Below are 25,649 nucleotides of genomic sequence, written 5' to 3' on the forward strand. Positions count from 1 at the left end.
TTCGCGCTGAATCCGGTGAATGTCGGAGCCGCCGACGGCCCCTCGGCCGGACGCCCGTGGCGTACGGCATGGAAGTTCACTGACCGGTCCCGGTGCCCGCCGCGATCCGGCGGGCGCACTCTGCTGTTCAGGAGAGATAGGTGCGAAGGCGCATGTCGCAGAAGCGGGCTCTACGGTCAACGGGCTTGTTCGGTCTGCTGTGGACGGCTGGTCCGACCAAGCTGGTGGCCGTCGGCGTCACGCTGGCGGTGCTGGGTGGGGCAGCGGGGGAGGGCGTCGGCGGGCTGCCGAGGCCGGCCCCCGGCGAACCCGAGCGTCACCAGCGGGGCGTGACAGCCGCGCCCCGGCAGCAGTGGGGCACGGCCGCCGGCAGCGCCGGTGAGAAAGCCGACCAGCGCAGGACCACCCCGGCGAACCGGACGTTGCCCGACACGATCCAGGCCCGCTATCCGAAGGTGGTCTGGGACCAGAAGGCGACCAACAACGCCTCGGTGCGGACCCCGGCCGCGGCTGCCGTCCGCGGGTTCGACGAGGCGACCAGTCGGGAGTTGCCGGAGCGTCGAAGCGCGAACGAGCGCGTGTACGCCAACTCCGACGGCACCGAGACCACCCAGTTCTCGGTGGACCCGATCAACTACCGGACCGCCGACGGCACGCTGGCGCCGATCGAGACGCGGCTGATCCCGGCGGATGACCCGCGCACCGGTTGGCACAACGCAGCCGCCGAGGTCGACGTCCGCTTCGCCGCCACGGCCGACGCGCCGGAGCTGGCCACGCTGGGTGTCGACGCCGATCACGCGGTGTCCTTCAACCTCGCCGGTGCCGCCCGCGCCGCCGCCAGGGTCGACGGAAGTACGCTCACCTACCCGGAGGTCGCGCCCCGGGTCGACCTGAGGCTGGAGTCCCGCCCGTCCGGGGTCAAGGAGACCCTGGTCCTGAAATCCCCGGACACCCCCACGTCGTACCTGTTCCCGCTGCGGACGAAGGGGCTGACCGCGCGGCTGGTGGACGGACAGGTGGTGTTCACCGACGCCGCCGGGGCGACCCGCGCCGTCATCCCACCCGGTGACATGGTCGACTCCGGGAGCGGCCCGGCGCGGTCGACCGGTGTCGCCTACCGCCTGGTCACCAACGGTGACGAGCGGGCACTCGAGGTCACCCTGGATGCCGCCTGGCTGCGCAGCCCGGACCGAACGTACCCGGTGCTGGTGGATCCGAGTGTGCAGTTGCCGGTGGACGGTGGCGCCGCCGGATCCAGTATGTACGTGCAGGGCGGCAGTTCCGCCTCGGGCGGTTCGCAACTACTGGTCGGAACGGTGGACGGAGCGGACTCCGCCTCGTACCTCAAGTTCACCGACCTGACGAGCCGGTTGCAGTACCACACCATCTTCGGTGCCCAGCTCTGGACGGTGAACTACGACGCCGACTCGTGCAAGGCGCGGGCGGTCAGCGTCCATCCGGTGACCGGGGCGTGGACCGCCGGTTCCGGCTACTCGTACCCGGGTCCGGCCGTCGGCGCCGCGTTGAGCAGCAGGTCGTTCGCGCACGGTCACATCGCGTTCGGTCAGTCGTCGTCCGCCTGCCCGACGGCGGGTGAGCTGTTCAATCTCGGCGTCGGTGGTCGTGATCTGGTGCAGCGATGGGTCAACGGGGAGCAGGCCAACAACGGCCTGTCGCTGCGGGCCTCGGCGTCGGACGCGCTCTCCGGCAAGCGGTTCGCCGGTTCAAGCACCGCCAACCCGCCCCGGCTGTACGTCACGCACAGCCCGTACAACGCGACCTACTCGATCCCGAATCCGTCGCCGAACCCGGTCGTCCTGCAGAACCAGGATGGCAAGATCAAGGTCACCGTCACCAACAAGGGTGCGGAGGCCTGGTCACCCGGCGGCTACTACCTGGCCTACCGGTTGTACAACGGGAAGACCGGTGCGTCGGTCTCCCAGCAGCGAGCGGCGAACCTCACCTCCACGGTGGCCCGCAACGGGCGGGTGACCCTGGACGCGACCATCAAGGCGATGCCGCCCGGCCTGTACTTCCTCGACTTCACCATGGTGAAGTCCGGCGGGCCGGTCTTCACCGACCAGCAGGTACCGCCCGTCCGGCTGGTGCTGGAGGTCTTCGACATCCCGCCGGTCGTGCAGGAGCTGTATCCGCCCAACGGCTATCAGGCCCCGACGCTGACCCCGCAACTGTGGGCGCGCGCCATCGACATCGACGCGCCGCCGAAGGTGACGTTGCAGTTCAAGTTCGAGGTCTGCGACCGGGACGCGGCCGACAAGCCGGTGAACTGCACCAACTCCGGCTACCAGAGCAAGACCGCGTGGACTCCGCCGGCTGGCCGGCTGCGCTGGAGCAAGGCGTACCTGTGGCGGGCCTTCGTCAAGGACGCCACCACCGAGGTCGCCTCGCCGTACACGACGGTGCTGACCGCGGTGCCGCAACCCGAGATCACCTCCCGGATCGCCACCGCGCCATACGGCGCGCAGGACCAGGAGTACGACCCCGCGTCCGGCAACTACACCACCGCGGCAGTGGACGCCACGGTGGCCACCGTCGGCCCCGAACTGCGGGTGGTCCGGACCTACAACAGTGTGGACCCGCGCCGCGACGGCCTCTTCGGCGCCGGGTGGACGAGCCGATACGACATGAAGTTGGTGCCCGACGACGACGGTTCGGGCAACGTCGTGGTCACCTATCCGGACGGACAGGCGGCACGGTTCGGCCGCAACGCCGACGGCAGCTATTCGCCGCCGTTCGGCCGCCAGGTGACGCTGACCGTCGACACCAGCTCCTGGAAGCTGCTCGACGCGTCCGGCACCACCTACCAGTTCTCGCTCAACGGCAGGCTGAACCGGATCACCGATGTCGCCGCGCGTTCGGTGGTGCTCAGCTACGACACCAGCACCGGGAAGCTGCTCAAGGCACAGGTCTCGAACAGCCAGACCAACACCGCCGGCCGGGCGCTGAACTTCACCTGGTCCGGCAACCACGTCGCGAGCGTGCGGACCGACACCGTCGGGACGGCGCCGCTGACCTGGAACTACACCTACATCGGTGACCTGCTCAGCAGGGTGTGCGGCCCGGACACCAACTGCACGGCGTACGACTACAGCGCCGGCTCGCACTACCGCGGCACTGTGCTGGACTCGCGACCGGAGTCGTACTGGCGGCTCGGTGAGGCCGAGGGCACCGGCGCCGGCAGCGAGGTCGCGGTCAACCTCGGCAAGGACGCCGGCACCTACGCCAACGTCACCCTCGGCACGGCCAGCCCGTTGGTCGGCACCACCAACACCGCGACCTCCTTCAACGGGACGACGTCCCGCGTCGACCTGCCGAAGGGGACGGTCAAGAAGGCCCGCGACGGCGCGGTCGAGCTGTGGTTCAAGTCCTCGACCACCGGCACCGGCGGACCGCTGCTCGGCTATCAGGACAAGGCGATCGGTTCGGCGTCCACCGCCGGAGCGCCGGTGCTGTACGTCGGCACCGACGGCCGGCTCCGCGGCCAGTTCGCCACCGACACCATCAGCCCGATCACCTCGGCCGCGGCGGTCAACGACGGCAGATGGCACCACGCCGTGCTGTCCTCGATGGGCGCCACCCAGACTCTCTACCTCGATGGTGTCAAGGCCGGTGAGCTGACCGGGAAGACCATCGAGCACTCGTTGCTGACCTTCAACCAGATCGGCGCGGCCTACGCCACCACCCCGGGATCGTGGCCGGCGTGGGGCAGCACCGCGCAACGCTCCTACGCTGGCGCGATCGACGAGGTCGCGATCTACGCCAGCCCGCTCGGCCCGGCGTCGGTCACCGCGCACTACCGGGCCGCCGTCGGCCAGGCCAACCAGCTCAGCAAGGTGACGCTGCCCAGCGGCAAGGTCGCCTCGACGGCCACCTACGACGTGCACACCGGCCGGGTCAAGGAATCCACCGACGGAAACGGTGGCACCTGGAAGATCGGCGCCCCGACCGTTTACGGCGACGACACCGACCTGCGCCGCAGTGTCGAGGTGCTCGACCCGGCCAACCGTCCCAGCCTCTACGAGTACGACGCGCTCGGCGGCTGGGTGTTGCGGATCGGCATGCCGTTGGGGATCGAGGCCCGGGAGGAGGACGCGCCGGGCGAGCCGACCCCGTCCCCGCCGCCCCCGGTGCAGACCTGCACCAAACCCGACCCGAACGACCCGGCCTTCTGCACCGTCATCCCGAGCGGTTCCGGTGGCCCGGTCTTCGTCCGCTACGGCGCGGAGGGGATGAGCATCCGGTCGTTCTTCTACGACGCGACCGGCGGCCTGATCAAGGTCATCGACGAGAACGGCGACTCGGTCACGATGACCTACGACGACCGCGGCAACATGACGTCGCAGAAGTCCTGCCGTACCTCGACCGAGTGCCACACCAGCTACACCACGTACCCGACCACCATCAGCAACCCGCTGGACCCGCGCAACAACCTGCCGATCGAGACCCGGGACGGCCGGTCGGCGAGCGCGACCGACAACACCTACCGGACCAGCTACACCTACCACTCCACCGGGCAGGTGACCTCCCAGACCACGCCGGGCGGCAACGTCGTCCGCAACACGTACACCAACGGGGCCGAGGCGGCGTTCGGCGGTGGCTCGCCACCGGCCGCGCTGCCGGCGAGCAGCACCGACGCGCGGGGCCATGTCACCACGTACGCCTACTACGCCAACGGCGACCTGGCCCGGGTCACCGAACCGACCGGGTTCGTCACCGAGTACCGGTACGACGCCATCGGCCGGCAGGTCTCGGTCAAGGCGACCTCCGACGCGTACCCGTCCGGGGTGTCGGTCGGTCGCACCTTCGACGCGATGTCCCGTCGGCTGACCGAGACCGGTCCGGTGACCACCAACGCGGTCAGCGGAGTCAAGCACCAGCAGCGCACCACGAACACCTATGACGCGGACGGCAACCTGGTCGCGATCGAACTCGCCGACGTGCTCGGCAACGATCCGGCCCGGGTCACCAGAAGGGAGTACGACGAGCACAACCGGCCGGTCCTGATAACGGACGCGGAGGGCAACGATACGACGTACAACTACGACGCGTTCGGCAACAGGACCTCGGAGACGGATGCCAACGGCAACCGGTACGACTACGCCTACACCGCCCGCAACAGCCTCGCCGAGGTGCGGTTGCGGGACTGGCGCAGCGACCCCGAGGGTGCGCCGGGCACCGGCACCGGTGACTACCTGGTGCTGAGCTCGTACTCGTACGACTTCGCCGGCCGTCAGGTCAGCGAGACCGACGCGATGGGGCGCCGGGTCGAGCACGAGTACTACGGCGACGGCCTGTTGCGCCGCTCGGTCCTGAAGAACTTCCACAACCCGAACGGGACGACCCGCGACCTCGTGGTCGGGGAGAACACCTACGACGGCGCCGGCAACCTGACCAGGCAGGTCACCGACAACGGCCGGCTGGTCACCCAGCGGACGGTGGACCCGGACGGGCATCTGACGTCCAGCGTGGTCGATCCCGGCGGGCTCGCCCGTACCGAGACCTACCGCTACGACGGCAACGGAAATGTCATCCAGGTCACCAACTCCGGCAAGGCGTCGAACGTGCCGTGGGCCGTCTCCACCACCCCCCAGGTGGTCGACTACCGCTACGACGACAACGACAACGTGATCGAGCAGAGCATCAGCGACGGGACTACGAGGCAGGTCACCAGCTATGGGTACGACGATCGTGGCCTGCAGGTCTCGGCCACTGACCCGCGCGGCAACGTCACCGGCGCGGACCGGGCCGCCTTCACCACCACGGCCAGCTACGACGAGCTCAGCCGCGCGGTGAGCACCGTCGGTGCGCCGGTGGCGGCCGAGAGCGGCGGCGGGGCGGCGCGGACCGTCACACCGACCACGACGTTCGGCTACGACACCTTCGATGGGCAGACCGAGGCGAGGGATGCCAGCGGCAACGTCAGCCGCGTGACCTATGACCGGGTTGGCCGCCTGGTGAACGCGACCGGGCCCAGCTACGCCCCGCCGGGTGCGTTGGAGCCGATCATCCCGGTCACCAGGGCCAGCTACGACGGCAACGGCAACACGATCCAGGTCACCGACGCGAAGGGCAACGTCACCCGTTCCACCTACGACCAGCTCGACCGGTTGGTGCGGCTGGACGAGCCGAGGTCGACCAACGACGAGCGGGCCACGTCGACCTTCACCTACACCCGTACCGGCCAGCTGCTCGCCACGGCCGATCCGACCGGGGCTCGTACCGAGGCGACCTATGACGACCTCGACCGGCAGGTCACCGGCACCCAGATCGAGCGGCTTCCGGTGGCCACGAGCTTCACCACCCGGATGGTCTACGACGACGCCGGCAACGTCACCAGTGCGGTCTCGCCTTCGGGAGCGACCGTGGTCAACACCTACGACACCGTCGGTGCGCTGATCAGGTCCACCGATCCGGCCGGTGTGCCGACCGAGTTCGGCTACGACTCCGTCGGGCGCCAGGTGCGGTCCAGCGACGGCCTCGGCCGTTCCCAACAGACCGGATACGACCTGCTCGGCCGGATGGTCACCCAGTCGGACCTGAAGTCGGACGGGACCGTGCTGCGCACCGCCCGCTACGGTTACGACCTGGCGGGGAACCTGGTCACCCACACCGACCCGCTACAGGTGACCAGGACCTACATGTACGACGCGGGGGACCGGCTGGTCAAGCAGGTCGAGCCGGTGACCGGCACGAAGTCCATCACCACCACGTTCGGGTACGACGCCGCCGGTAACCGCACCCGCTACACCGACGGGCGGGGCAACGCCACGATCGTCACGTACAACAGCCTCGGCCTGGCCGAGTCGTTGATCGAGCCGGCGACGACGGCCGAGCCGAACCCGGCGGACCGGACCTGGACCACCGGCTACGACGCCAACGGCAACCAGGTGCGGTTGACGGCACCTGGCGGCATCTTCCGCCAGCTGTCGTACGACGCGGCCGACCAGCTCGTCGGCGAGACCGGCGCCGGCGCCGAGGCGAGCACCAGCGCCCGCACCATCGGCTACGACCTCGCCGGCCAGGTCACCCGGGTCAACGCGGATGCCGGTACCAACACCTACGCCTACGACGACCGGGGGAACCTGATCAGCACGGCGGGGCCGAGCGGTCCCGCCCAGTTCGGCTACGACGCCGACGGCAACCTGACCAGCCGGGTGGACACCGCCGGCACCGCCGGATACCGCTACGCGAGCGGCCGATTGACCTCGGTGACCGACGGGCTCACCGGGGCCACCCAGCAGATCGGCTACGACAGCGCGGGGGCGACCAAGTCCGTCGACTACGGTGCCGGCAGGAAGCGGACCTTCGGCTACGACGACCTTGGTAGGCCGTCCTCTGACGAGCTGAAGAACGCGGCCGGGCAGACCGTCACCGCCACCACGTACGGCTACAACCTCGCAGACCAGATGCTCCGCGAGACCACCGCCGGCACCGCGGGTGCTGGTGAGCAGACCTACACCTATGACCAGGCCGGCCGGATCACCGGGCAGACCCTGACCGGGTCCGCCACCATCGGCTACGACTGGGACGACTCGGGTAACCGGATCAAGGCCGGCCCGAAGACCGCCAGCTACGACGAACGCAACCGGCTACTCGCCGACGGCGACTACACCTACACCTACTCGGCCCGAGGCAGCCTGCGCTCCCGGACCAGTGCCGGCCTCACCGAGCACTTCTCGTTCGATGCCTTCGACCGACTCGTCGACGCCGCGGGACAGTCGTACACCTACGACGGCCTGGACCGGGTCGCATCGCGCAACGGTACCGGGTTCAGGTACGCCGGACTGGACGACGAAATCGTCTCCGACGGCGCCGAGACCTACGCCCGGGGGCCCGGCGACGAACTGCTCGCCACCGGCAAGGGCGGCACCAACCGGCTTTCCCTCTCCGACCAGCACGGCGACGTGGTGGGCGGGTTCGATCCGGCGGACTCCACTCTGAACAAGCTTCCCGACTCCACCGCCTACGACCCGTTCGGCAAGGTCACCGCCCGCAGCGGTGACACCGGCGCGCTCGGCTTCCAGGGGGACTGGACCGACGAGAGCACCGGCCAGGTGGACATGGGGGCCCGCTGGTACAACCCCGGCACCGGAGGCTTCTCCTCCCGGGACGACCTCGACTATTCCGGTGGGGATTCGGTCCTCGCCAACCGTTACACCTACGGCGCGGGAAACCCGCTGGGCTTCGTTGACCTGGACGGGCACTACCCGACTCCGTCGGGGGAGTTGTACCCGTGCGAGAGCGTCCTCTTCTGTTACCTCTTCGCGCAGTCCCCGCTGGAACTCGCCAACGCCATCCGTAGCCAGGCGTCCGCGCTCGAGAGGGGGGCCGGAAAGGGAAAGGGCAAGTCCAGCCAGCGACCCCGGACCACCTACCCCTCCTACGCCCCGGGCCCGGCGGCCAGCGGTGGTGGTGGTGGCAGTTGTGGTGCCTGCTACGACCCGGAAGCCGAGCGTCGGGCCGCTCAACAGGCGGCGTACCAGCGGGCCAAGAACCGCAGCGATGCCGCCAGGAGCGCGAACGCGTACCGCGCCCGGAACGTGCCGCGGGCGGTGAGCGGGCAGGCCCAGGTGCCGAACCTCTCCGGCGGAAAGATCGTCTCCTCGTCGCCGTCGGTGCCCGCCGGCCGGGTGTCCGCCACGCGGGACGGGGTCGACGACGCCCGGCGGGGCACGGACGCGATCTATCAACGCGCGGTGCAGAAGGCGGGATCCGTCGTCAGCAACGTTTCCGCCGCGGGAGCGGGGTCCGGTGGATCCGGTTCGGGCGGCGATTGGCTCGACCAGCTCAAGTCGATCGGCGACCACTTCGGTTACCAGGATGCCAAGGACTGCGCCAGCGGCGACCTGATGGCGTGTGAGTCGACGGTGCAGAATGTGCTGGCGCCGGGTGGCCGGATCGGGCGGATGCTGATCGAGGACGCCGTGAACGATGCCGTCGACTGCTTCACCGAGGGGGACTGGGCGGCGTGCGGCTGGACCGCACTGAATGTCCTACCGGTGGGTCGGGTCCTGAGCGTGGCGGGCAAGGGCATCAAGTACGGCGCCAAGTCCATCCCGGGGCTCGTCCGTGGTGGCCGGGAGGCGGGCGGAGCGGCCTGCGCGGCGGTGGCGGGAAGCCCGAACAGTTTCACCGCCGACACCCAGGTCCGGATGGCCGACGGCAGCACCAAGCCGATCAGTGAGGTACGGATCGGCGACCAGGTGCAGGCCACCGATCCCACCACCGGACGGACCGGTCCACGGCGGGTGACCGACGTCATCACCGGCTCGGGCCAGAAGAACCTGACGGACATCACCGTCGACACCGACGGCGAGACCGGCGATCAGACCGGCACGGTGACGGCGACCGACGGGCACCCATTCTGGGTGGAGACCGAGCAGCGCTGGGTCGAGGCCCGGGACCTGCGGCCCGGCTCGGTTGTGGAGACCACCGGGCAGGCCACGGTCACCGTGCTGAGCACCCATACGCGGACGCGGAACCAGAGCGTCTACAACCTCACCGTCGACACCGTGCACACCTTCTACGTGGTGGCCGGCGACGCCGATCTGCTCGTACACAACATCGACTGGCGCTGCCTGTCCGGCGTCGGGGCGAAGATCGGCGGTGCTCTCAGGAGCGGCGGCAGTGCCGTCGGCGGTGCTCTGAAGAGTGGCGGCAGTGCCGTCGGCGGTGCCCTGAAGAGCGGCGGCAGTGCTGTGGGCGGTGCCCTCTGGCGCGGCGGCAGTGCTGTGGGCGGTGCCGCCTGGCGCGGCGGTGTCAGAGCCGTTTCGACGCCCCGTGCGGTCGTTAGGTCGATCGCTCGCACCAACACGTACCAATACATACGTCTCAATCGTGGTCGTGCGGCCTTCCGATGCCTCGGAGTGGGCCTGGGTCCGGTCTTGATGAGCACCGGCACCACCATGCTCCTGCTGCCGAAGAACAGGAAGGAAGTAGCCGCGGTTGGAGCGGGCCTCGCAATGGGAGCGGTCGGCTATTGCGGGTTCAACCTCCACCACGATGCCTGGCCGGTCAATAAGCCGCCAAGCTGAGAGCCGAGGCGGCGGCATGCTCTCGAAATCCCTCGCACAATCTTCCTGCAACCTTGGTCAAGGAGAATGAATTGTCCAGAACAGTGACAATCGGGCGGCGCAGATGGGGCGCGCTGCGCGTACCCGTCGTGATGGCGGCCCTGCTGAGCCTGGTGGTGCCGGCGGTGGCCGTGCCGCACGGGCCCGTGGCGTACGCCGACGCGGCCCGTGGTGGCGGAGACTATGTTCCGCTGACCGGGCCGCAGGCGACGGTGCTGGACACCCGCAACGGGGCCGGTGGCACGACCGGCGTCCGCGGCGCGGCGAGCACCACCACGTTCCCGGTGCTCGGCGTCGGCGGTATCCCCACCTCCGGAGTGAGCGCCGTGTTGACCCGGGTGGCCGTGGTCGACCCGACCGCGGCGACCTTCCTGGAGATGTGGCCGGACGGCATCTCGCGCCCCGGATCGTGGACGGTGCTCTCCGCCGGGACCGGCGAGGACATCTCCAACATCGCGGTGGTGAAGGTCGGCGCCAACGGCAAGATGTCGGTATACAACAACGCCGGCAAGACCCACATCGTGGTCCAGGTGCAGGGGTACTTCAAATCGACACTGGGCAGCACCGGCGGTGGCTTCGTGCCGCTCGCCCACACCCGGCTGGTCGACACCCGTAGCGGGCTCGGCACCACCACCGGGGCGATCGCGGCCGGTGGCAGCCGGACGATCACCATCACCGGCGGCCTGGTGCCGGCCGGTTCGGCGGCGGCCCTGGTGAACGTGGGCGTGCCGGGAGCCACGGCGGCGGGCTCGCTCTCGATGACCCCGGTTGGCTATGCCACACGGTCGTTGCTGAACTACGTCGTCGGCAGCACCCAGTCGGGTGCGGTGCTCACGCTGCCCGCCGACGGACGGGTGACGGTGACCAACAACGGCAGCGCCGCGGTGCATCTGATGTTCAACGTCGAGGGCTACTTCACCAAGACCCCGACCCAGGGGGCCGGGCTGCGTCCGGTGGCCAACCGGCTGATCAACACGCGCAACGTGGGCGCCGGGGTGCCCGTCGCGGCGAACGGCATCCTCGACGTGCAGGTGGGTGGCACCAACGGCCTGCCCACCAGGGGGATCGCCGGAGCGGCGATCGCCGTCACCGTGACCCCGGCGGCGGCCGGGTACCTCAAGGTGTGGCCGGCTGGTGAGGCCGAGGCGTCGCTGACGGTGATGGACTTCAAGGCCGGCACGTGGCGGACCAACGCCTTGGTGATCAAGCCGGGCACCGACGGCAAGATCCGGATCCGGAACGGTAGTTCCAGCACCGCCCACTTCGCCGTGGACCTCCAGGGCTGGTACGCCGACCCGCTGCCGGCGGTGCCGGTCGCGCAGGACACCCCCACCACGGTGCTCCAGGCCGCCCCGCTGACCGGGGCGGCGGCGGGCACCATCGAGTACGCCTACGTGGACAACGCCGGGCGCGTCGTCTACGGGCACCAGAGCGACCTGGACAACTTCAACTCCACCCAGTGGACGGTGATCTCCGGTAACGAGGCGTTCTCCGGTCAGCCGGCGCTGACCCAGCTCGCGGATGGTCGGATCCAGGTCACCGCCCAGTATCGCGACGGCGACATCTGGTCCATCAGCCAGACGGCTCCGGGCGGGCCCGCCTGGAACGCGTGGACCGACCTCGGTGGCTCGATGGCCTCGCCACCGGCCGCCGGCAAGCTCGCCGACGGTACGGTGGTGCAGTTCGCGGTCGACGCCGACGGGAAGCTGTGGGCGTACGCGCAGGCCGGTGCGGTGCCGTACTGGCGGAACCTGGGTGACCAGAACCTGACCGGGCAGGTCAGCGTGGTGGCCGTACGAGACGGGCTGCGGGTCTTCGCACGTAACGGCCAGGGCGCCGTCAAGTCGGTTCTCTACTACCACGACGGATCACTGTCGGGGTGGACGGACCTGGGTGGCACCGGCCTGACCGGCGTACCCGCGGTGGTCGTGCGTCCCGGATACCAGTTGCAGGTGTTCGTGCGGGCGGCCAACGGCTCCATCGTGGCAAAGCTCCAGGACGTCAACGGCGTCTGGCCGGAGGACTGGCAGTCGATCGGCACGTTCGCCCCGGACGCCGAGGTCGTACCGGCCGCCGGCGCACCGGCAGCGATCATGGACCCCAGCCGGGGTCGGCTCGCGGTGGTCGTGCGCGGGACGACCAACGAGATCTACCAGGTCTGGGAGACCGCGACCGGCACCAACGCCTGGGGCAACTGGACCAAGGGGGTCGACGTCTCGGATCCGGCGGCGACCGATCCGACGGCGATGTCCTACCGGAACGTGAACAACCAGGCGTGGCTGGTCGCGTTCCGCAACTTCAACGGCGCCTCGCGGATCTACGACCTGCAGGCAAGCGGTATGTGACCTCCGGCGTCGGATAGCCGGCGACCGGGTGCGGAGGCCCGGCGGTGGCTTTGCGAGGCCGGAGACGGGGACGAGGGCCGGGATGCGGATGCGCATCCCGGCCCTTACCCGACCGGTGCGACCGGGGGTGTGACGCTGACACCGGCCGGATCCTCGATCCGGGCATGACGCTGACCGCTGCACAGTTCGGCCTTCTGCCGCGCGGGTGGGCGTGGCAGCTGTGGGGTTTCAAAACTCGGTCGTGACCCTGTAGTGCGCGGCGTACGTAGGTAGGACGTGCCGCAGGTGGCGGGCACCGCATTCTTCTATCCCCGCGCCGAGGGTGACCCGATCGTGGAGCAGCTGGCCGGCATCGGGTGTGGCGCGGGTGCGACCATCCGGATCGGCATGTCGGAGTGGGACACCTACCGGATCGGGATCGCGGAGCGGATCGTGGAGCTGGCCGACCCAGGGCTGCCAGGTCCGTATCGTGTACGGCCTGATGAACGACGAGGTCTACGCCCTGCTCTCGGCCCACCCGAACATCTCCCTGCGCGAGCTCAACGGCGCGGCCCTGCCCGGCCGCATCCACTCCAAGTACCTGCTGCTGGAGAGTGGGAAGGGCGGGCACTCCGGGCCAGCTTCGAGGAGATGTACGCCGTCGCCGGCTAGGTGCCGGGGAGTACCGGCCTCGTCCGGGGTCCGGGGCCGGCGGAGGCCGGCCCCGGACCCCGGGCTCCCGGCCGGCGTTCAGGGCCTAGGACCGAACGCTCTCCAGGTGGCCCGACCGTTGGACGAATCCGACACCCGACCACGAGTCGGGCTGATGTTTCACGCACCGTCCCCGATGGTGTCATGGACCGTGACCGCACACCCCGCCGGTCGCCTCGAGCAGCATTTCTCGACTCTTGACACCCATGTGCGACGCCCGTAACCTATGGGCAATCTCAACGTTAATGCCGCTCCGTCGGTAAGAGCTACATTAACGTTAATGGTGACGAGCGGAGTTAGTGTGACCCAGGCACCTGAAACCGTTGACATCGGTGAGCAGATCCGCCGGGCCAATTTGGCCTCGGATGTGCGGCTGTCCCGATTCAACCCGCTGCCGAGAATCCTCTGTTACGACGACTTCAACACCGGCACCCACGGCTGGACCGAACTCATCGGCAACCATGACCAGAAGGGTGACCTATCGGTGGTCGACGACCACATGCGCGATTTCCGCCCGCCGCAGTTGAGTGCGTGCAACTTCTTCGACATCGGCACGCACGGCGCCATGTCCGGCACATACGCGCTGAAGGTGGCCACCAAGCCGCTGACCGGCCACACCGGTGTGGCCATCCGTCGGCTCACCATGGCCGGTCGCGGAAAGGTCCAGTTCGAGACGTACTTCTCCTACAACGCTGAGGCGGCGTCGACCGAGAACCGGGCCGACGAGCAGGCCGGCAGCGCCGGGTGGGACGCCAACTTCCACCCGTCGGAGACCCAGTTCGGCGCGCTGACCGTCGCCACGGACATCTGCGACGGCACCCGGTACCACACCGTCATGCGCTACCTGAACACCGACCTGGACAACAACCTGAAGCAGCAGTGGGTCTACCCCACCGTCCCCGAGCCGACGCCCCGGGAGCATTTCGAGGGCAAGCTCAAGCTTCCACGAATGGCCGACTTCACCGCCCCGAACCCGGACGACTGGAGCCCGGTCGGCGAGCCGCAGGAACTGTGCTACAACGAGGTGCCGACAAAGGTCAACTGGCATTACCTGCGCTGGGTGATCGACACCAGCACCCGAAAGAACGTCGAACTTCAAGTCAATGACCGGGTCATGGACCTTTCCGACGTCCCCGTTCCGCCGTACGGCGAGGAGTACGGGTCGCTCAACAATCTTCTGAACTTCTACGTGAGTGTGCGCACGCACACCAACGTCCGCAATTTCGTGTACCTCGACTCCGTCGTTATCTCGACGGATTGGTAGGCCAATTTTATGCACAATTCTATGACCGCGGTCCTCGAGCGCGACGGCATCACCGGACCGCAATACACCACGGAACCGTACGAAGTGGCCTGGGCCCGCGAGGCCCGCTGGTTCCTGCGGGTGCTCGACCTGCCGGCCGGTGTGCGGGGGTTCGACTGCACCGTCCAGGTCTCCCCCGACGGGCTGTACTGGTGCGACCTCGACGAGCCGGCGACGACCGTCGACGCGACCGGGGTGTCCACCTGGGTCACCCGTGAGTTCGGCGGCTGGCTGCGGCTGCGCGTCACCGTCCACGGCGACGCGGCCGACACCCAGGTTCCCACCCTCATCTATCTCGCGCTGAAGGCCTGACGACGCCCTCCGCGTCGCCGATGGCCTACCCCTTGAGGAGAAGGCGATGGACAATCACACCACCACCACCATCAACCGCCGGCGTTTCCTGACCGTCGCCGGCATCGGAGCGGCGAGCGCCTTCCTGGCATCCTGCGGGGTGGCCGGCGGCGACGCGGAGAAGGCGAAGGCGGCCCTCCAGGTCTGTTTCGCGCAGCCGATCACCGACCTGGACCCGCTCAGCGCCAACACCACCGTCGATGAGCCGGCGCTCATGGCGCGCCGGCTCATCTTCGACACCCTGGTACGCCGCCAGGGCGACACGTACGCTCCGGCGCTGGCCAAGTCCTGGACCCGGCCGGACCCGCAGACCTGGGTCTTCGAACTCCGCGACGACGTGACGTTCCACGACGGCACCAAGCTGACCGCGGACGACGTGGTCGCCTCGATCAAGAAGGCGACCAGCAAGACCACCAACCTTTCCGCCCTTTGGGCGTCGGTGAAGTCGGCCGAGGCGACCGGCCCGACCACGGTCACTGTCCGCACCGACGGGCCGCTGGGCACCCTGCTGGTCAACCTCACCCTGCTGTTCATCCCGCCGGGAAACCGGCTCGACGACCCGGAGTTCTTCCGCAAGCCGGTCGGCAGCGGGCCCTTCCGGGTGGACTCCTTCGCCCCGTCGTCCAAGCTCAGGCTGGTCAAGGCCGACAGGTACTGGGGCGAGGCCGCGAAGAGCCCGGCGATCGACCTGCCGTACATCCCGGAGACCTCCACGGCGATCACCTCGCTGCTGACCGGCGCCGTGGACGCGTTCTGGCCGGTGCCGCCGGACCAGGTGCGCGACGTGGCCGGCAAGAGCGGCGTCAAGGTCGAGCGGGTGCCCAGCTACGTGTACTTCCTCAACTGGTTCAACTGCTCCCGCAAGCCCTTCACCGACCCCCGGGTTCGCCGGGCGATGTGGCACGCCGTGGACATCGGCAACATCATCCGCGACCTGTACGGGGAGTCGGCGACGGTGATGGACGCGCCCATCCCGTCCACCGTCTTCGGCGCCGCGCCGCAGCAGCCATACGCCTACGATCCGACCCGAGCCAGGCAACTGCTCGCCGAGGCCGGCCTGGCCAGCGGGTTCACCACCTCGATGATGTGGTTCGCGACCAGCGGACCGCTGATCTCCCAGCTCGCCCAGTCGATGATCGCCAGCTGGGCCAAGGTGGGCATCATCGTCGAGGCCCAGCAGGTCGAGAAGGCGACCTGGCTGGAGCGGCTCAACAAGCTCGACTGGGACATGGACCTGCAGACGAATACCGTCACCACCGGCGACGCCGACTTCACCCTGGGCCGGCTCTACACCTCCAAGGCCAACCGGATGGGCTACCGCAACCCCGCGCTGGACGAACTGCTGGCCAAGGCGCGCGGCTCGTCGGACCAGGCGGAGCGGAAGGCCCTGTACGCGCAGGCGTGCAAAACGATCTGGGACGATGCCGTCGGGATCTTCCCGGCGACCATCACCACCGCCTACGCGGTACGGGACACGGTGCGGGGCTTCACGCCGGTACCTAGCAACCAACCGGATCTGTCCACAGTGCTGATGGGAGGCTGAGCGGTCCCTCGCAGCCGCTCGACGTCACCATGAATCCACCTCGACGCGTCACGCTGCAGGACATCGCCACCTCGGTCGGGCTGTCGGTCAACACCGTCTCCCGCGCGCTCGCCGGCAAGAGCGCGGTGAACGAGGCGACCCGGGCGATGATCAAGGCCGAGGCCGACCGGCTCGGCTACGTCCCGAACACCATGGCCCGGTCACTGGTCCTCGGCCAGGCCATGACCATCGGGGTGGTCATCACCAACCCCTCGAACCCGTTCTATTCCCGCATGATCAGTGCCGTCGAGCAGCGTGGCAGCGTGCTGGGCTACTCGGTGCTGCTGGTGGTCTCCGAGGAGAACCACACCAACGAGCTGCGGGCCGTGGACTCGATGCGCCGCTGGGGCGTCGACGGCGCCCTCGTCGTACCTGTGCAGCCGGAGGTCGAGCACTGGCGGCGATTGATGGCCGCCGGCACGGAAATGGTCCTGGTCAACCGGGACCTGCCCGAACTCGACTGCGACCTGGTCGGAATCGACTACGAGCGGAGCGCCTACGAGGCCACCCTGCACCTGCTCGACACCGGTGTCGAGCAGGTCTACCTCCTAGAGGAAGACCTGCAGATCTCCACGGTGCGCGCTCGGGTGGACGGGTTCCATCGGGCGCTGGCCGAACGGGGGGTGCCGCCGGAGTCGGTGCGCGAGCTGCGCGTACCGACCCGGCGGCGCGCCGCCAACACACTGCCGTGGGAGCCGGCCGAGGCGTACGAGCTGGCCCAGCACCTGGCCGCAGACGTCCCGCCGCGCTCGGGCATCCTGGTCGGCAACGACTCCTTCGCCCTCGGCGTCTACCGCGCGTTCAGCGAGGCGGGGCGGGTGATCGGCGACGAGGTCGCCGTCGTCGGCTTCGGCGACCATCCCTTCGCCGCGTACCTCGCCCCGGGCCTGACCAGCGTCCGACTCCCCGCCGAACAGGTCGGCGCCGCCGCCGTCGATCAGCTCGTCGCCCGGATCGGCCGGCGCGGGTCCGCAGCGCCCCGGGCCCGGATCAGTTTTCCCGGCGACCTGATCGTCCGCGGCTCCTCCACCCACCGGCAGCCCGCTGCCGCCGACCCCGGGAGCAGCTGATGCTCAGGTTTGTCCTGAAGCGCCTCGCGCAGGCTCTGCTGATCATTCTGGCCTCGCTGACCGTGGTGTTCCTCGTGGTCCGGGTGGCCCCCGGCGACCCCGCCGCGCTGATCCTCGGCGCGTCGGCCAGCCCGAGCGACCTGGCCGACCTGCGCCGGGAACTCGGGCTCGACGAGCCACTGCTGAGCCAGTACGCCACTTTCCTGCACGGCGTCCTGCAGGGCGACTTCGGGCACTCCTGGCGGCTCGGCGGCGACGCCCTCGCCAACGTGCTGGACCGGCTACCGGCCACCCTCCAGTTGTCCGCCTGCGCGTTGCTGGTCACCCTCGTGGTCGGCTTCCCCCTCGGCGTCGTCAGCGCGCGCCGGGCCGGCTCCTGGATCGACCGGCTGATCTCCGTGCCGACGCTGCTCGGCCAGGCGCTGCCGTCGTTCTGGGTCGGCGTGATGCTGATCCTGATCTTCTCCCGCACCCTGGACGTGCTGCCGGCGACTGCCGACGGCACCGTCGCCTCCCTGGTGCTGCCGTCGGTGACGCTGGCGCTGCCGTTCCTCGGCTGGCTCGCCCGGCTGGTCCGCAACGGCGTCCTGGAGGAACTGGGCAAGGACTACGTCCGCACCGCTCGGTCAAAGGGCGTGGACGGCCGGGTGGTCTTCTACCGGCACGTCGTCCGCAACATGATGATCCCGGTGGTGACCCTGCTCGGGCTCCTGGTCGGCAACTTCATCGCCAACGCCGTCATCATCGAGGTCGTCTTCGCCTGGCCCGGCGTCGGCTCGCTGATGATCGACTCGATCACCAACCGGGACTACTCCGTGGTCCAGGCGGCCATCATGACGATCACCGTCGCGTACGTCCTGCTGAACCTGCTGGTCGACTTCCTCTACGTCAAGCTGGACCCGCGGCTGAATCCGGAGCACATGTCTTGACATCCTCCCCGCTTTGAAGGGCGGGGATTCCCGTGGTCACCCTTGGGTTTTCCTGCTTCACCGCCGGTCGCCCCGTCCGGGAGGATTCCCGTTGAGGTCTTACACCAGCTCCACAGGCAGACACCGCCAGCCCGGCGGCCAAAAGGTTGCGTGCCGCGTTGACGTCCCGGTCGTGGACGACGCCGCAGCGGCACGTCCACGACCGTACGTTCAGCGGCATGTGCTCGGCCAGCATGCCGCAGGTCGAGCAGAGTTTGGTGGACGGGTACCAGCGGTCGACCGTGATCAGGTCACGGCCGTACCAGTCGGCCTTGTACTCCAGCATGGTGCGGAACTGCCGCCATGCCGCGTCGGAGATGGCGCGGGCCAGGCGGTGGTTGCGGAGCATGTTCCGTACGGTCAGGTTCTCGATCACGATCGTTTGGTTGTCACGAACGAGACGAGTGCTCAGCTTGTGCAGATAGTCCCGCCGCCGGTCAGCGATCCGGGCGTGCACCCGGGCCACCTTGAGGCGGGCTTTGGTCCGGTTCGCGGAGCCTTTCTCCGTGCGGGCGAGGTTCCGTTGGGCGCGGGCCAACCGGGCCCGGTCGGCACGCTCGTGCCGGGGGTTGACGATCTTCTCCCCGGTGGACAGCGTGAACAGACTGTCCAGCCCGGCGTCGACCCCAACCACCGCGATGGTCGCGGGGGCGTGCGGGATCACGTCGTCGCACAGCAGCGACACGAACCAACGCCCGGCCGGGTCCTGCGACACGGTCACCGTGGACGGTGCCGCGCCCTCGGGCAGCGAACGCGACCACACGATCGCCAAGGGCTCGGCCATCTTCGCCAGGGTCAGCTTGCCGTCACGCCATCGGAACGCGCTGCGGGTGTACTCCGCCGAACGCCGCGACTTCTTCTTCGACTTGAACGTGGGATACCCGGCACGCTTGGCAAAGAAGTTCCCGAACGCCACCTGCAAGTGACGCAGCGCCTGCTGCAACGGCACCGACGACACCTCGTTGAGGAACGCCAACTCGTCGGTCTTCTTCCATCCGGTCAGCATCGCCGACATGGCGTGGTAGTCGACCCGCTCCCGCCGCGACGTCCAAGCCTCGGTCCGTGCGGTCAACGCCAGGTTGTACACCTTCCGGACGCATCCGAACGTCCGCGCCAGCTCAGCAGCCTGCGCGCCGGTCGGGTAGAAGCGGTACCTGAAGGCCCGCTTCAAAGTCCTGGACAAGATTCCAACGTTAGCACACCTGTTCGGAAGCCATGCGGTCGCGTGCGGGCAGACGCCCATCCGCGTCAGTGGCGGATCGGCTACCCCTACCCTGCCCCGCAGAGGTTCCGCTTCCTCCCTGGCCTGAAGGCCGGGGTATCCACGGAAGGAATCTGATGACCCTCAACCCCGTGTCGTCGGCGGAGGCCCCGGATCGGGCCGCCGCCGGCCCCGGAACACCCACCCCTGAAGCGAACCCGCCCGTACCGGCCCCGGCCCGCCGCCGGGTGCCACCCCGCGCCTGGGTCGCCCTGGGCTTCCTCGCCCTCGTCGTGCTGGGCGCTGCGGTCGGCCCGCTGCTGCTGCCGTACTCGGCCATCGAGACTGACCTGCCCAACCGGCTGCTGCCGCCGGGAGCGCGGCTTTCGGACGGGGGCGTCGCGCTGCTCGGCACCGACCAACTTGGCCGCGACCTGCTCGCCCAGATCCTCGCCGGCAGCCGGGTCTCCGTGATCGTCGGCCTGGCCACCGTGCTGATCGGCGGCTTCGCCGGCCTGGTCCTGGGGCTGCTGGCCGGGTACTTCGGCGGCTGGATCGACACCCTGATCTCCCGCCTCGGCGACGCCCAGCTCGCGTTCCCCAGCGTGCTGCTGGCCATCCTCATCGCCGGCGTGCTCGGGCCCAGCCTGACCAATATCATCATCGCCCTGGCGGTGACCCGGTGGGTGATCTTCGCCCGGGTGGTCCGGGCATCCGCGCTCACCGTCCAGGGCCTGGAGTACGTCGAGTCCGCTCGGGTCGTGGGCGCCGGTCACCTGCGGATCCTCGTCCGCTACATCCTCCCGTCCTGCTGGGCGCCGCTGCTGGTGGCCGGCACCGCCCAGATCGGGCTCGCCATGGTGGCCGAGGCGTCGTTGAGCTTCCTCGGCCTCGGCGTCCCGGTCACCCAGGCATCCTGGGGCGCAACGATCTCCGATGGCCGTGACTATCTCTCCTCGGCCTGGTGGATCTCGACCCTGCCCGGCGTGGCCCTCGCCCTGGTGGTCGTGGCGGTGGGCCTGGTCAGCGACGCCTACCGCGACCACACCGACCCGAGGGCGGCACTGTGACATACACCCGACCGCCGCACGGTGGCACCCCCACCCCGACCGACGGAGCACCGTTGATCAGCCTCACCGACCTGCGCCTGACCCTCGGCCGCGGCGCCGGCGCGGTGGACCTGGTCCGTGGCGTCAGCCTCGACGTGCCGCAGGGCACGACGGTGGCGGTCGTCGGCGAGTCCGGCAGCGGCAAGAGCCTCACCGCGCTGTCCATGATGGGCCTGCTCCCGCCGGGCGTCACCGTCGGCGGCGGCGACATCGTCTTCGACGGCACACCGGTGGCCCGGCTGACCGAACGCGAATGGCAGCCGCTGCGCGGCCGGCAGCTCGGCATGATCTTTCAGGACCCGCTGTCGGCGCTGAACCCGTGCATCCGGGTCGGCGACCAGATCGCCGAGATGTTCCGGCTCCGGGCCGGGCTGGGCCGGCGGGAGGCCCGCGACCGGGCCGTGGAGTCGATGGTCGAGGTCGGCATCCCCGACGCCGAACGGCGCGCCCGCTCGTACCCGCACGAGTTTTCCGGCGGCATGCGGCAACGTGTCATCATCGCCATGGCGCTGTCGCTGCAACCGCGGCTGCTCATCGCCGACGAGCCCACCACGGCGCTGGACGTCACCGTGCAGGCGCAGATCATGCGGCTGCTGATCGCCCGCAAGCAGGCCCGCGGGCTCACCATGATCCTGATCAGCCACGACCTCGGCGTGGTCTCCCGTTCCGCCGACTCGGTGGTCGTCATGTACGCCGGCCGGGTCGTCGAGTCCGGGCCGAACCGCGAGGTCCTCACCCGGCCCGCCCACCCGTACACCGTCGGGCTGATGCGCTCGGTGCCCGACCGCCGGCGGCCGGGCGCGGCCCTGGAGGCCATCCCCGGCCAGCCGCCGGACCCCCGCACCGTGCCGTCCGGGTGCGCCTTCCACCCCCGGTGTCCGATGGCTCGGGACCGGTGCCGGACCGAGGTGCCCGCGCTGCGACCCGTCGGTCCGGCCCGGGCCAGCGCGTGCCACTTCGCCGACGAGGTCGTCGGGGACGGCGCGAACCTGCCCGAGACCAACGACGCCAGCGAGGTGAGCGGACATGTCTGAGTCCACGCCGGTCCTGCGGGTCAAGGACCTGCACGTCGACTACCGGCTCTCCGGCGGGCTGTTCTCCCGGGGCCGGCGGGTACGGGCCGTCGCCGGGGTGGACCTGGTCGTCCCGGCCGGCAGCACGGTCGGGATCGTGGGCGAGTCCGGCTGCGGCAAGTCCACCCTGGCCCGCACCATCGTGGGACTGCTCCCGCCGGCCAGCGGCCAGGTGCTGCTCGGCGACGTGGATCTGGCCACCGCCTCCCGGGCCGCCCGCCGCCGACTGCGTCCGGACGTGCAGATGGTCTTCCAGGACCCGTACGCGTCGTTGAACCCCTGGATGACCGTCCGCGACCTGATCAGCGAGCCCTGGCAGATCCACCCCGGGATCGTGCCGCGCGAGCGGTGGGACGCCGAGGTCGACCGGCTGCTCGAACTGGTCGGACTGCGGTCCAGCCAACGCGGGCTACGACCGCACCAGTTCTCCGGCGGCCAGCGGCAGCGCATCTGCATCGCCCGTGCCCTCGCCGTGCGACCGAAGGTGATCGTCTGCGACGAGGCCGTCTCCGCGCTCGACGTGTCGATCCGGGCGCAGATCCTCAACCTGCTGCGCGACGTGCAGGCCGAGACCGGGGTGTCGTACGTCTTCGTCTCGCACGACCTGGGCGTGGTGCGGCACATTGCCGACACCGTCGCGGTCATGTACCTGGGCCGCTTCGTCGAGCAGGGCCGCACCGACGAGGTGTTCGGCGCCCCGGCCCACCCGTACACCCAGGCGCTGCTGTCCGCCGTTCCGGCGGTGGACGACTGGCGACACGACCGGCCCGAGGAGATCGTGCTCGGCGGTGAGGTGCCCTCACCGCTCGCGCCGCCCAGCGGCTGCCGGTTTCGGACCCGCTGCTTCAAGGCGCGGGACAGCTGCGCCCAGATCGAGCCGGAACTCACCGACCGGGCGGCCGGGCACCAGGTCGCCTGCCACTTCGCCGAGGCCGACGCGCGGTACGGAATCGTCGGATGACCCCCACACCACCACACCGAGGAGGACGCGTGCCCGAGACGATGCGAGCAGTGGTCTGTCACGGACCGGAGGACTATCGGCTGGAGGAGGTGCCCGTCCCCGTGCCCGGCCCCGGCGAGGCGCTGGTCCGGGTCGAGGCCGTCGGCATCTGCGCCAGTGACCTCAAGTGCTACCACGGCGCGACCAAGTTCTGGGGCGACGAGACCCGCCCGGCGTGGGCGCAGACGGAGGTCGTCCCGGGCCACGAGTTCGTCGGCGAGATCGTCCGACTGGACGACGCCGCCCGCGCCCGGTGGGGCGTCGAGGTCGGTGACAGAGTGGTCTCCGAGCAGATCGTGCCCTGCTGGGAGTGCCGGTACTGCCGGCGCGGCCAGTACTGGATGTGCGCCCCGCACGACATCTACGGCTTCAAGCGCCGTACCCCGGGGGCGATGGCGTCCTACATGGTGTTCCCGGCCGGCGCCCTGGTGCACAAGGTCTCCCGCGACCTTCCGCCGGCGCACGCCGCGTTCGCCGAGCCGCTGTCCTGCGCGCTGCACGCCGTGGAACGCGGCGGCATCACCTTCGACGACGTGGTGGTGGTCGCCGGATGCGGGCCGATCGGCCTGGGAATGGTGGCCGGGGCGCGGGCGAAGTCACCAGCGCACGTGGTGGCCCTGGACATGTCCGACGAGCGGCTCGAACTCGCCGCCGCGTGCGGCGCCGACATCACCGTGAACATCGCCCGGCAGGACCCGCTGGAGGTGGTCCGCGCGCTGACCGAGGGGTACGGCGCCGACGTCTACCTGGAGGGCAGTGGCCATCCGGCCGCCGTGCTCCAGGGGCTGAACCTGCTGCGCAAGCTCGGCACCTACGTTGAGTACGGCGTCTTCGGCTCGGACGTCACGGTCGACTGGAGCATCATCAGCGACGACAAGGAACTGGACGTGCGCGGCGCTCACCTCGGCCCGCACTGTTGGCCGGCGGCGATCCGGATGCTGGAGTCCGGCGCGCTGCCGATGGACCGGATCTGCACCCACCAGCTCCCGCTCGCCGACTTCCAGCAAGGGCTCGACCTGGTCGCCGACGGCACCCGGTCGGTCAAGGTGTCCCTCATTCCCGGGCAGTAGGTGCGACCCGTGAGCGACTACCTGATCGGCATCGACCTCGGCACCGCCAGTAGCAAGGGGGTCCTCGCCCGGCCGGACGGCACCATCGTGGCAACCGCCACCCGCCCGCACACTGTCTCCTACCCCCGCCCTGGCTGGGCCGAGGTGGACGCCGACGCGGTCTGGTGGGCCGACGTGGTGGCGATCAGCCGCGAGTTGGCCGCTGCTGCGGCGGGCGGACGCATCGCCGGGGTCTGCGTCAGCGGCGTCGGCCCCTGTCTGCTGCTCTGCGACGAACAGGTCCGGCCGGTGCGACCGGCCATCCTGTACGGCATCGACATGCGCGCCACCGCCGAGATCGCCGAGCTGACCGAGCGGTACGGCGCCGAGGACATTGTCGCCCGGGGCGGCTCGGCCCTGTCGTCGCAGGCGGTCGGCCCGAAGATGCTCTGGGCCCGCAGGCACGAGCCCGAGGCTTGGGCGCGGGCCACCCGCTGGTACAACTCCAGCTCCTTCGTGGTGGCCCGGCTCACCGGCGAGTACGTGCTCGACCAGCACAGCGCCAGCCAGTGCGATCCGCTGTACGACATCGCGGCCCGCTGCTGGAGCCCGGACCGGATCGCCGACATCGCCCCTGAGCTGCGCTTCCCGGAACTGCTCTGGCCGGCGCAGGTGGCCGGCACGATCCACGCGGCGGCCGCCGCCGAGACCGGACTGCCGGCGGGCACCCCGGTCTGCGCCGGCACGGTGGACGCCTGGGCGGAGGCGTTCAGCGCCGGCGTCCGCAACCCCGGTGACCTGATGCTGATGTACGGCTCCACGATGTTCTTCGTCCAGGTGCTGTCGCAGCCCCGGACGCATCCGTTGCTCTGGACCACCTCGGGTGTCGAACCCGACTCGTACACGCTGGCCGCCGGCATGTCCACCTCCGGCCTGCTCACCGAGTGGGTGCAGCGCCTGACCGGGGGAGTGCCCTTCGAGGAGCTGATCGCCGAGGCCGAGGCGACCCCGCCGGGCGCCGACGGGCTGCTCCTGCTGCCGTACTTCGCCGGGGAACGGACCCCGATCTTCGATCCGTCCGCCCGGGGGGTAGTGGCCGGGCTGACCCTGCGCCATGGCCGGGGCCACCTGTTCCGCGCAGTGTACGAGGGCATCGGCTACGGCGTCCGGCAGATCATCGACCTGCTCGACACGGCGGCCGGCGCGGCCGGCCGGATCGTCGCGGTCGGCGGAGGCGCGCGGGCCGGACTGTGGACCCAGGTGGTCAGCGACATCACCGGCCGGGAGCAGATCCTGCCGGCCCAGACCATCGGCGCCAGCTACGGCGACGCCCTACTCGCCGCGATCGGCACCGGCCTCGTCCCGGCGGAAACCGACTGGTCGCGGGTGGCGCGAACGGTGGTGCCGGACGGGAGAAGGTCGGAGCTGTACGACCGGCTGTTCGGGAACTTCCAGTCGCTGTACCGGACGACGCGGGAGGTGGTGCACGAGCTGGCCGCCGTGCAGCAGGGGGGGTGAGGCCAGGGCCGCGAACCGAGCGTCGGGGCTCAGGGAGCCCTTGCTCTCGGACCTCGATAAGGCAGTGCCCATGGTGACCGCAACCTTCGCGGGCTGGACTGGAGTTTCAGCAGACACCTGCGCGGCGTGCCACGCCGTGTCGATGTCGCCTTCCCACATGAGCACCTCGACCAGCGTGGAGTGGCCGAGCGGTTCACCCCACGTTACCTTTTTCGTAGCCCCAACCGGGGTTGCAGGCCACCGGCCGCGGCATGACTCAGTCCCCCTGTTGACCATGATCTGGGGGGTGTTGTCAC

13 protein-coding genes are annotated in these 25,649 nt (G+C 69.8%); 12 read left to right on the forward strand and 1 reads right to left on the reverse strand.

Annotated elements, in window-relative coordinates; all coding sequences use genetic code 11:
* Window positions 1-185 precede the first annotated feature (185 nt).
* From ABZ807_RS19690 to ABZ807_RS19720, 7 genes are all read left to right on the forward strand, one after another.
* On the forward strand, window positions 186-10,055 hold the full coding sequence (locus ABZ807_RS19690; RefSeq protein WP_357159624.1) for an RHS repeat-associated core domain-containing protein: 9,870 nt from the start codon (window positions 186-188) through the stop codon (window positions 10,053-10,055).
* Window positions 10,056-10,126: 71 nt separating this feature from the next.
* Window positions 10,127-12,439 (forward strand): hypothetical protein, encoded by a 2,313-nt coding sequence (locus ABZ807_RS19695; RefSeq protein ID WP_357159627.1) that lies wholly within the window; start codon window positions 10,127-10,129, stop codon window positions 12,437-12,439.
* Window positions 12,440-13,430: 991 nt separating this feature from the next.
* On the forward strand, window positions 13,431-14,393 hold the full coding sequence (locus tag ABZ807_RS19700; protein WP_357159630.1) for a DUF6772 family protein: 963 nt from the start codon (window positions 13,431-13,433) through the stop codon (window positions 14,391-14,393).
* A gap of 21 nt (window positions 14,394-14,414) precedes the next feature.
* A complete protein-coding gene (locus tag ABZ807_RS19705) occupies window positions 14,415-14,744 on the forward strand; it encodes a hypothetical protein (RefSeq protein ID WP_357159633.1) in 330 nt (109 codons plus the stop codon).
* Window positions 14,745-14,790: 46 nt separating this feature from the next.
* Complete coding sequence (locus ABZ807_RS19710) at window positions 14,791-16,326, forward strand: ABC transporter substrate-binding protein (protein ID WP_357159636.1); 1,536 nt, start codon at window positions 14,791-14,793, stop codon at window positions 16,324-16,326.
* A gap of 29 nt (window positions 16,327-16,355) precedes the next feature.
* The gene (locus ABZ807_RS19715; RefSeq protein ID WP_357159639.1) at window positions 16,356-17,435 is read left to right on the forward strand and encodes a LacI family DNA-binding transcriptional regulator; all 1,080 of its coding nucleotides are present in this window, start codon (window positions 16,356-16,358) and stop codon (window positions 17,433-17,435) included.
* Window positions 17,435-18,364, forward strand: coding sequence for an ABC transporter permease (locus ABZ807_RS19720; protein WP_357159642.1), 930 nt, complete (start codon window positions 17,435-17,437; stop codon window positions 18,362-18,364). Before ABZ807_RS19715 ends, ABZ807_RS19720 begins: the two co-directional genes overlap by 1 nt.
* Here ABZ807_RS19720 and ABZ807_RS19725 read toward each other — a convergent pair.
* Window positions 18,324-19,586: an RNA-guided endonuclease TnpB family protein gene (locus ABZ807_RS19725; protein WP_357159645.1), complete on the reverse strand. Its 1,263-nt coding sequence runs from the start codon at window positions 19,584-19,586 to the stop codon at window positions 18,324-18,326. The two genes, ABZ807_RS19720 and ABZ807_RS19725, sit on opposite strands and share 41 nt — an antisense overlap.
* Before the next feature lie 155 nt (window positions 19,587-19,741).
* Here ABZ807_RS19725 and ABZ807_RS19730 point away from each other — a divergent pair, with 155 nt between their 5' ends.
* The 5 genes from ABZ807_RS19730 to ABZ807_RS19750 are packed head-to-tail and all read left to right on the forward strand — an operon-like array spanning window position 19,742 to window position 25,353.
* Window positions 19,742-20,674 carry an ABC transporter permease gene (locus ABZ807_RS19730; RefSeq protein WP_357159648.1) on the forward strand — a complete coding sequence of 311 codons (933 nt, stop codon included), beginning with the start codon at window positions 19,742-19,744 and terminating at the stop codon, window positions 20,672-20,674.
* Window positions 20,675-20,727: 53 nt separating this feature from the next.
* Window positions 20,728-21,747 carry an ABC transporter ATP-binding protein gene (locus tag ABZ807_RS19735; protein WP_357159651.1) on the forward strand — a complete coding sequence of 340 codons (1,020 nt, stop codon included), beginning with the start codon at window positions 20,728-20,730 and terminating at the stop codon, window positions 21,745-21,747.
* Entirely contained in the window at window positions 21,740-22,747 is a 1,008-nt protein-coding gene (locus ABZ807_RS19740; RefSeq protein ID WP_357159655.1) for an oligopeptide/dipeptide ABC transporter ATP-binding protein, read from the forward strand. The genes ABZ807_RS19735 and ABZ807_RS19740 overlap by 8 nt, the downstream gene beginning before the upstream one ends.
* Complete coding sequence (locus tag ABZ807_RS19745) at window positions 22,744-23,856, forward strand: alcohol dehydrogenase catalytic domain-containing protein (protein WP_357159658.1); 1,113 nt, start codon at window positions 22,744-22,746, stop codon at window positions 23,854-23,856. Before ABZ807_RS19740 ends, ABZ807_RS19745 begins: the two co-directional genes overlap by 4 nt.
* A 9-nt stretch (window positions 23,857-23,865) precedes the next feature.
* Window positions 23,866-25,353: an FGGY-family carbohydrate kinase gene (locus tag ABZ807_RS19750; protein WP_357159660.1), complete on the forward strand. Its 1,488-nt coding sequence runs from the start codon at window positions 23,866-23,868 to the stop codon at window positions 25,351-25,353.
* The last annotated feature ends 296 nt before the right edge of the window (window positions 25,354-25,649 follow it).

The organism is Micromonospora sp. NPDC047548 (genome assembly GCF_040642975.1).
Taxonomy (GTDB): Bacteria; Actinomycetota; Actinomycetes; order Mycobacteriales; family Micromonosporaceae; genus Micromonospora.

Bases quoted from the DNA above. Each gene is read 5' to 3' on its own strand.
- ABZ807_RS19710 (WP_357159636.1), top strand. From the start codon at position 14,791: ATGGACAATCACACCACCACCACCATCAACCGCCGGCGTTTCCTGACC.
- ABZ807_RS19730 (WP_357159648.1), top strand. From the start codon at position 19,742: ATGACCCTCAACCCCGTGTCGTCGGCGGAGGCCCCGGATCGGGCCGCC.
- ABZ807_RS19740 (WP_357159655.1), top strand. From the start codon at position 21,740: ATGTCTGAGTCCACGCCGGTCCTGCGGGTCAAGGACCTGCACGTCGAC.
- ABZ807_RS19705 (WP_357159633.1), top strand. From the start codon at position 14,415: ATGACCGCGGTCCTCGAGCGCGACGGCATCACCGGACCGCAATACACC.
- ABZ807_RS19715 (WP_357159639.1), top strand. From the start codon at position 16,356: ATGAATCCACCTCGACGCGTCACGCTGCAGGACATCGCCACCTCGGTC.
- ABZ807_RS19745 (WP_357159658.1), top strand. From the start codon at position 22,744: ATGACCCCCACACCACCACACCGAGGAGGACGCGTGCCCGAGACGATG.
- ABZ807_RS19720 (WP_357159642.1), top strand. From the start codon at position 17,435: ATGCTCAGGTTTGTCCTGAAGCGCCTCGCGCAGGCTCTGCTGATCATT.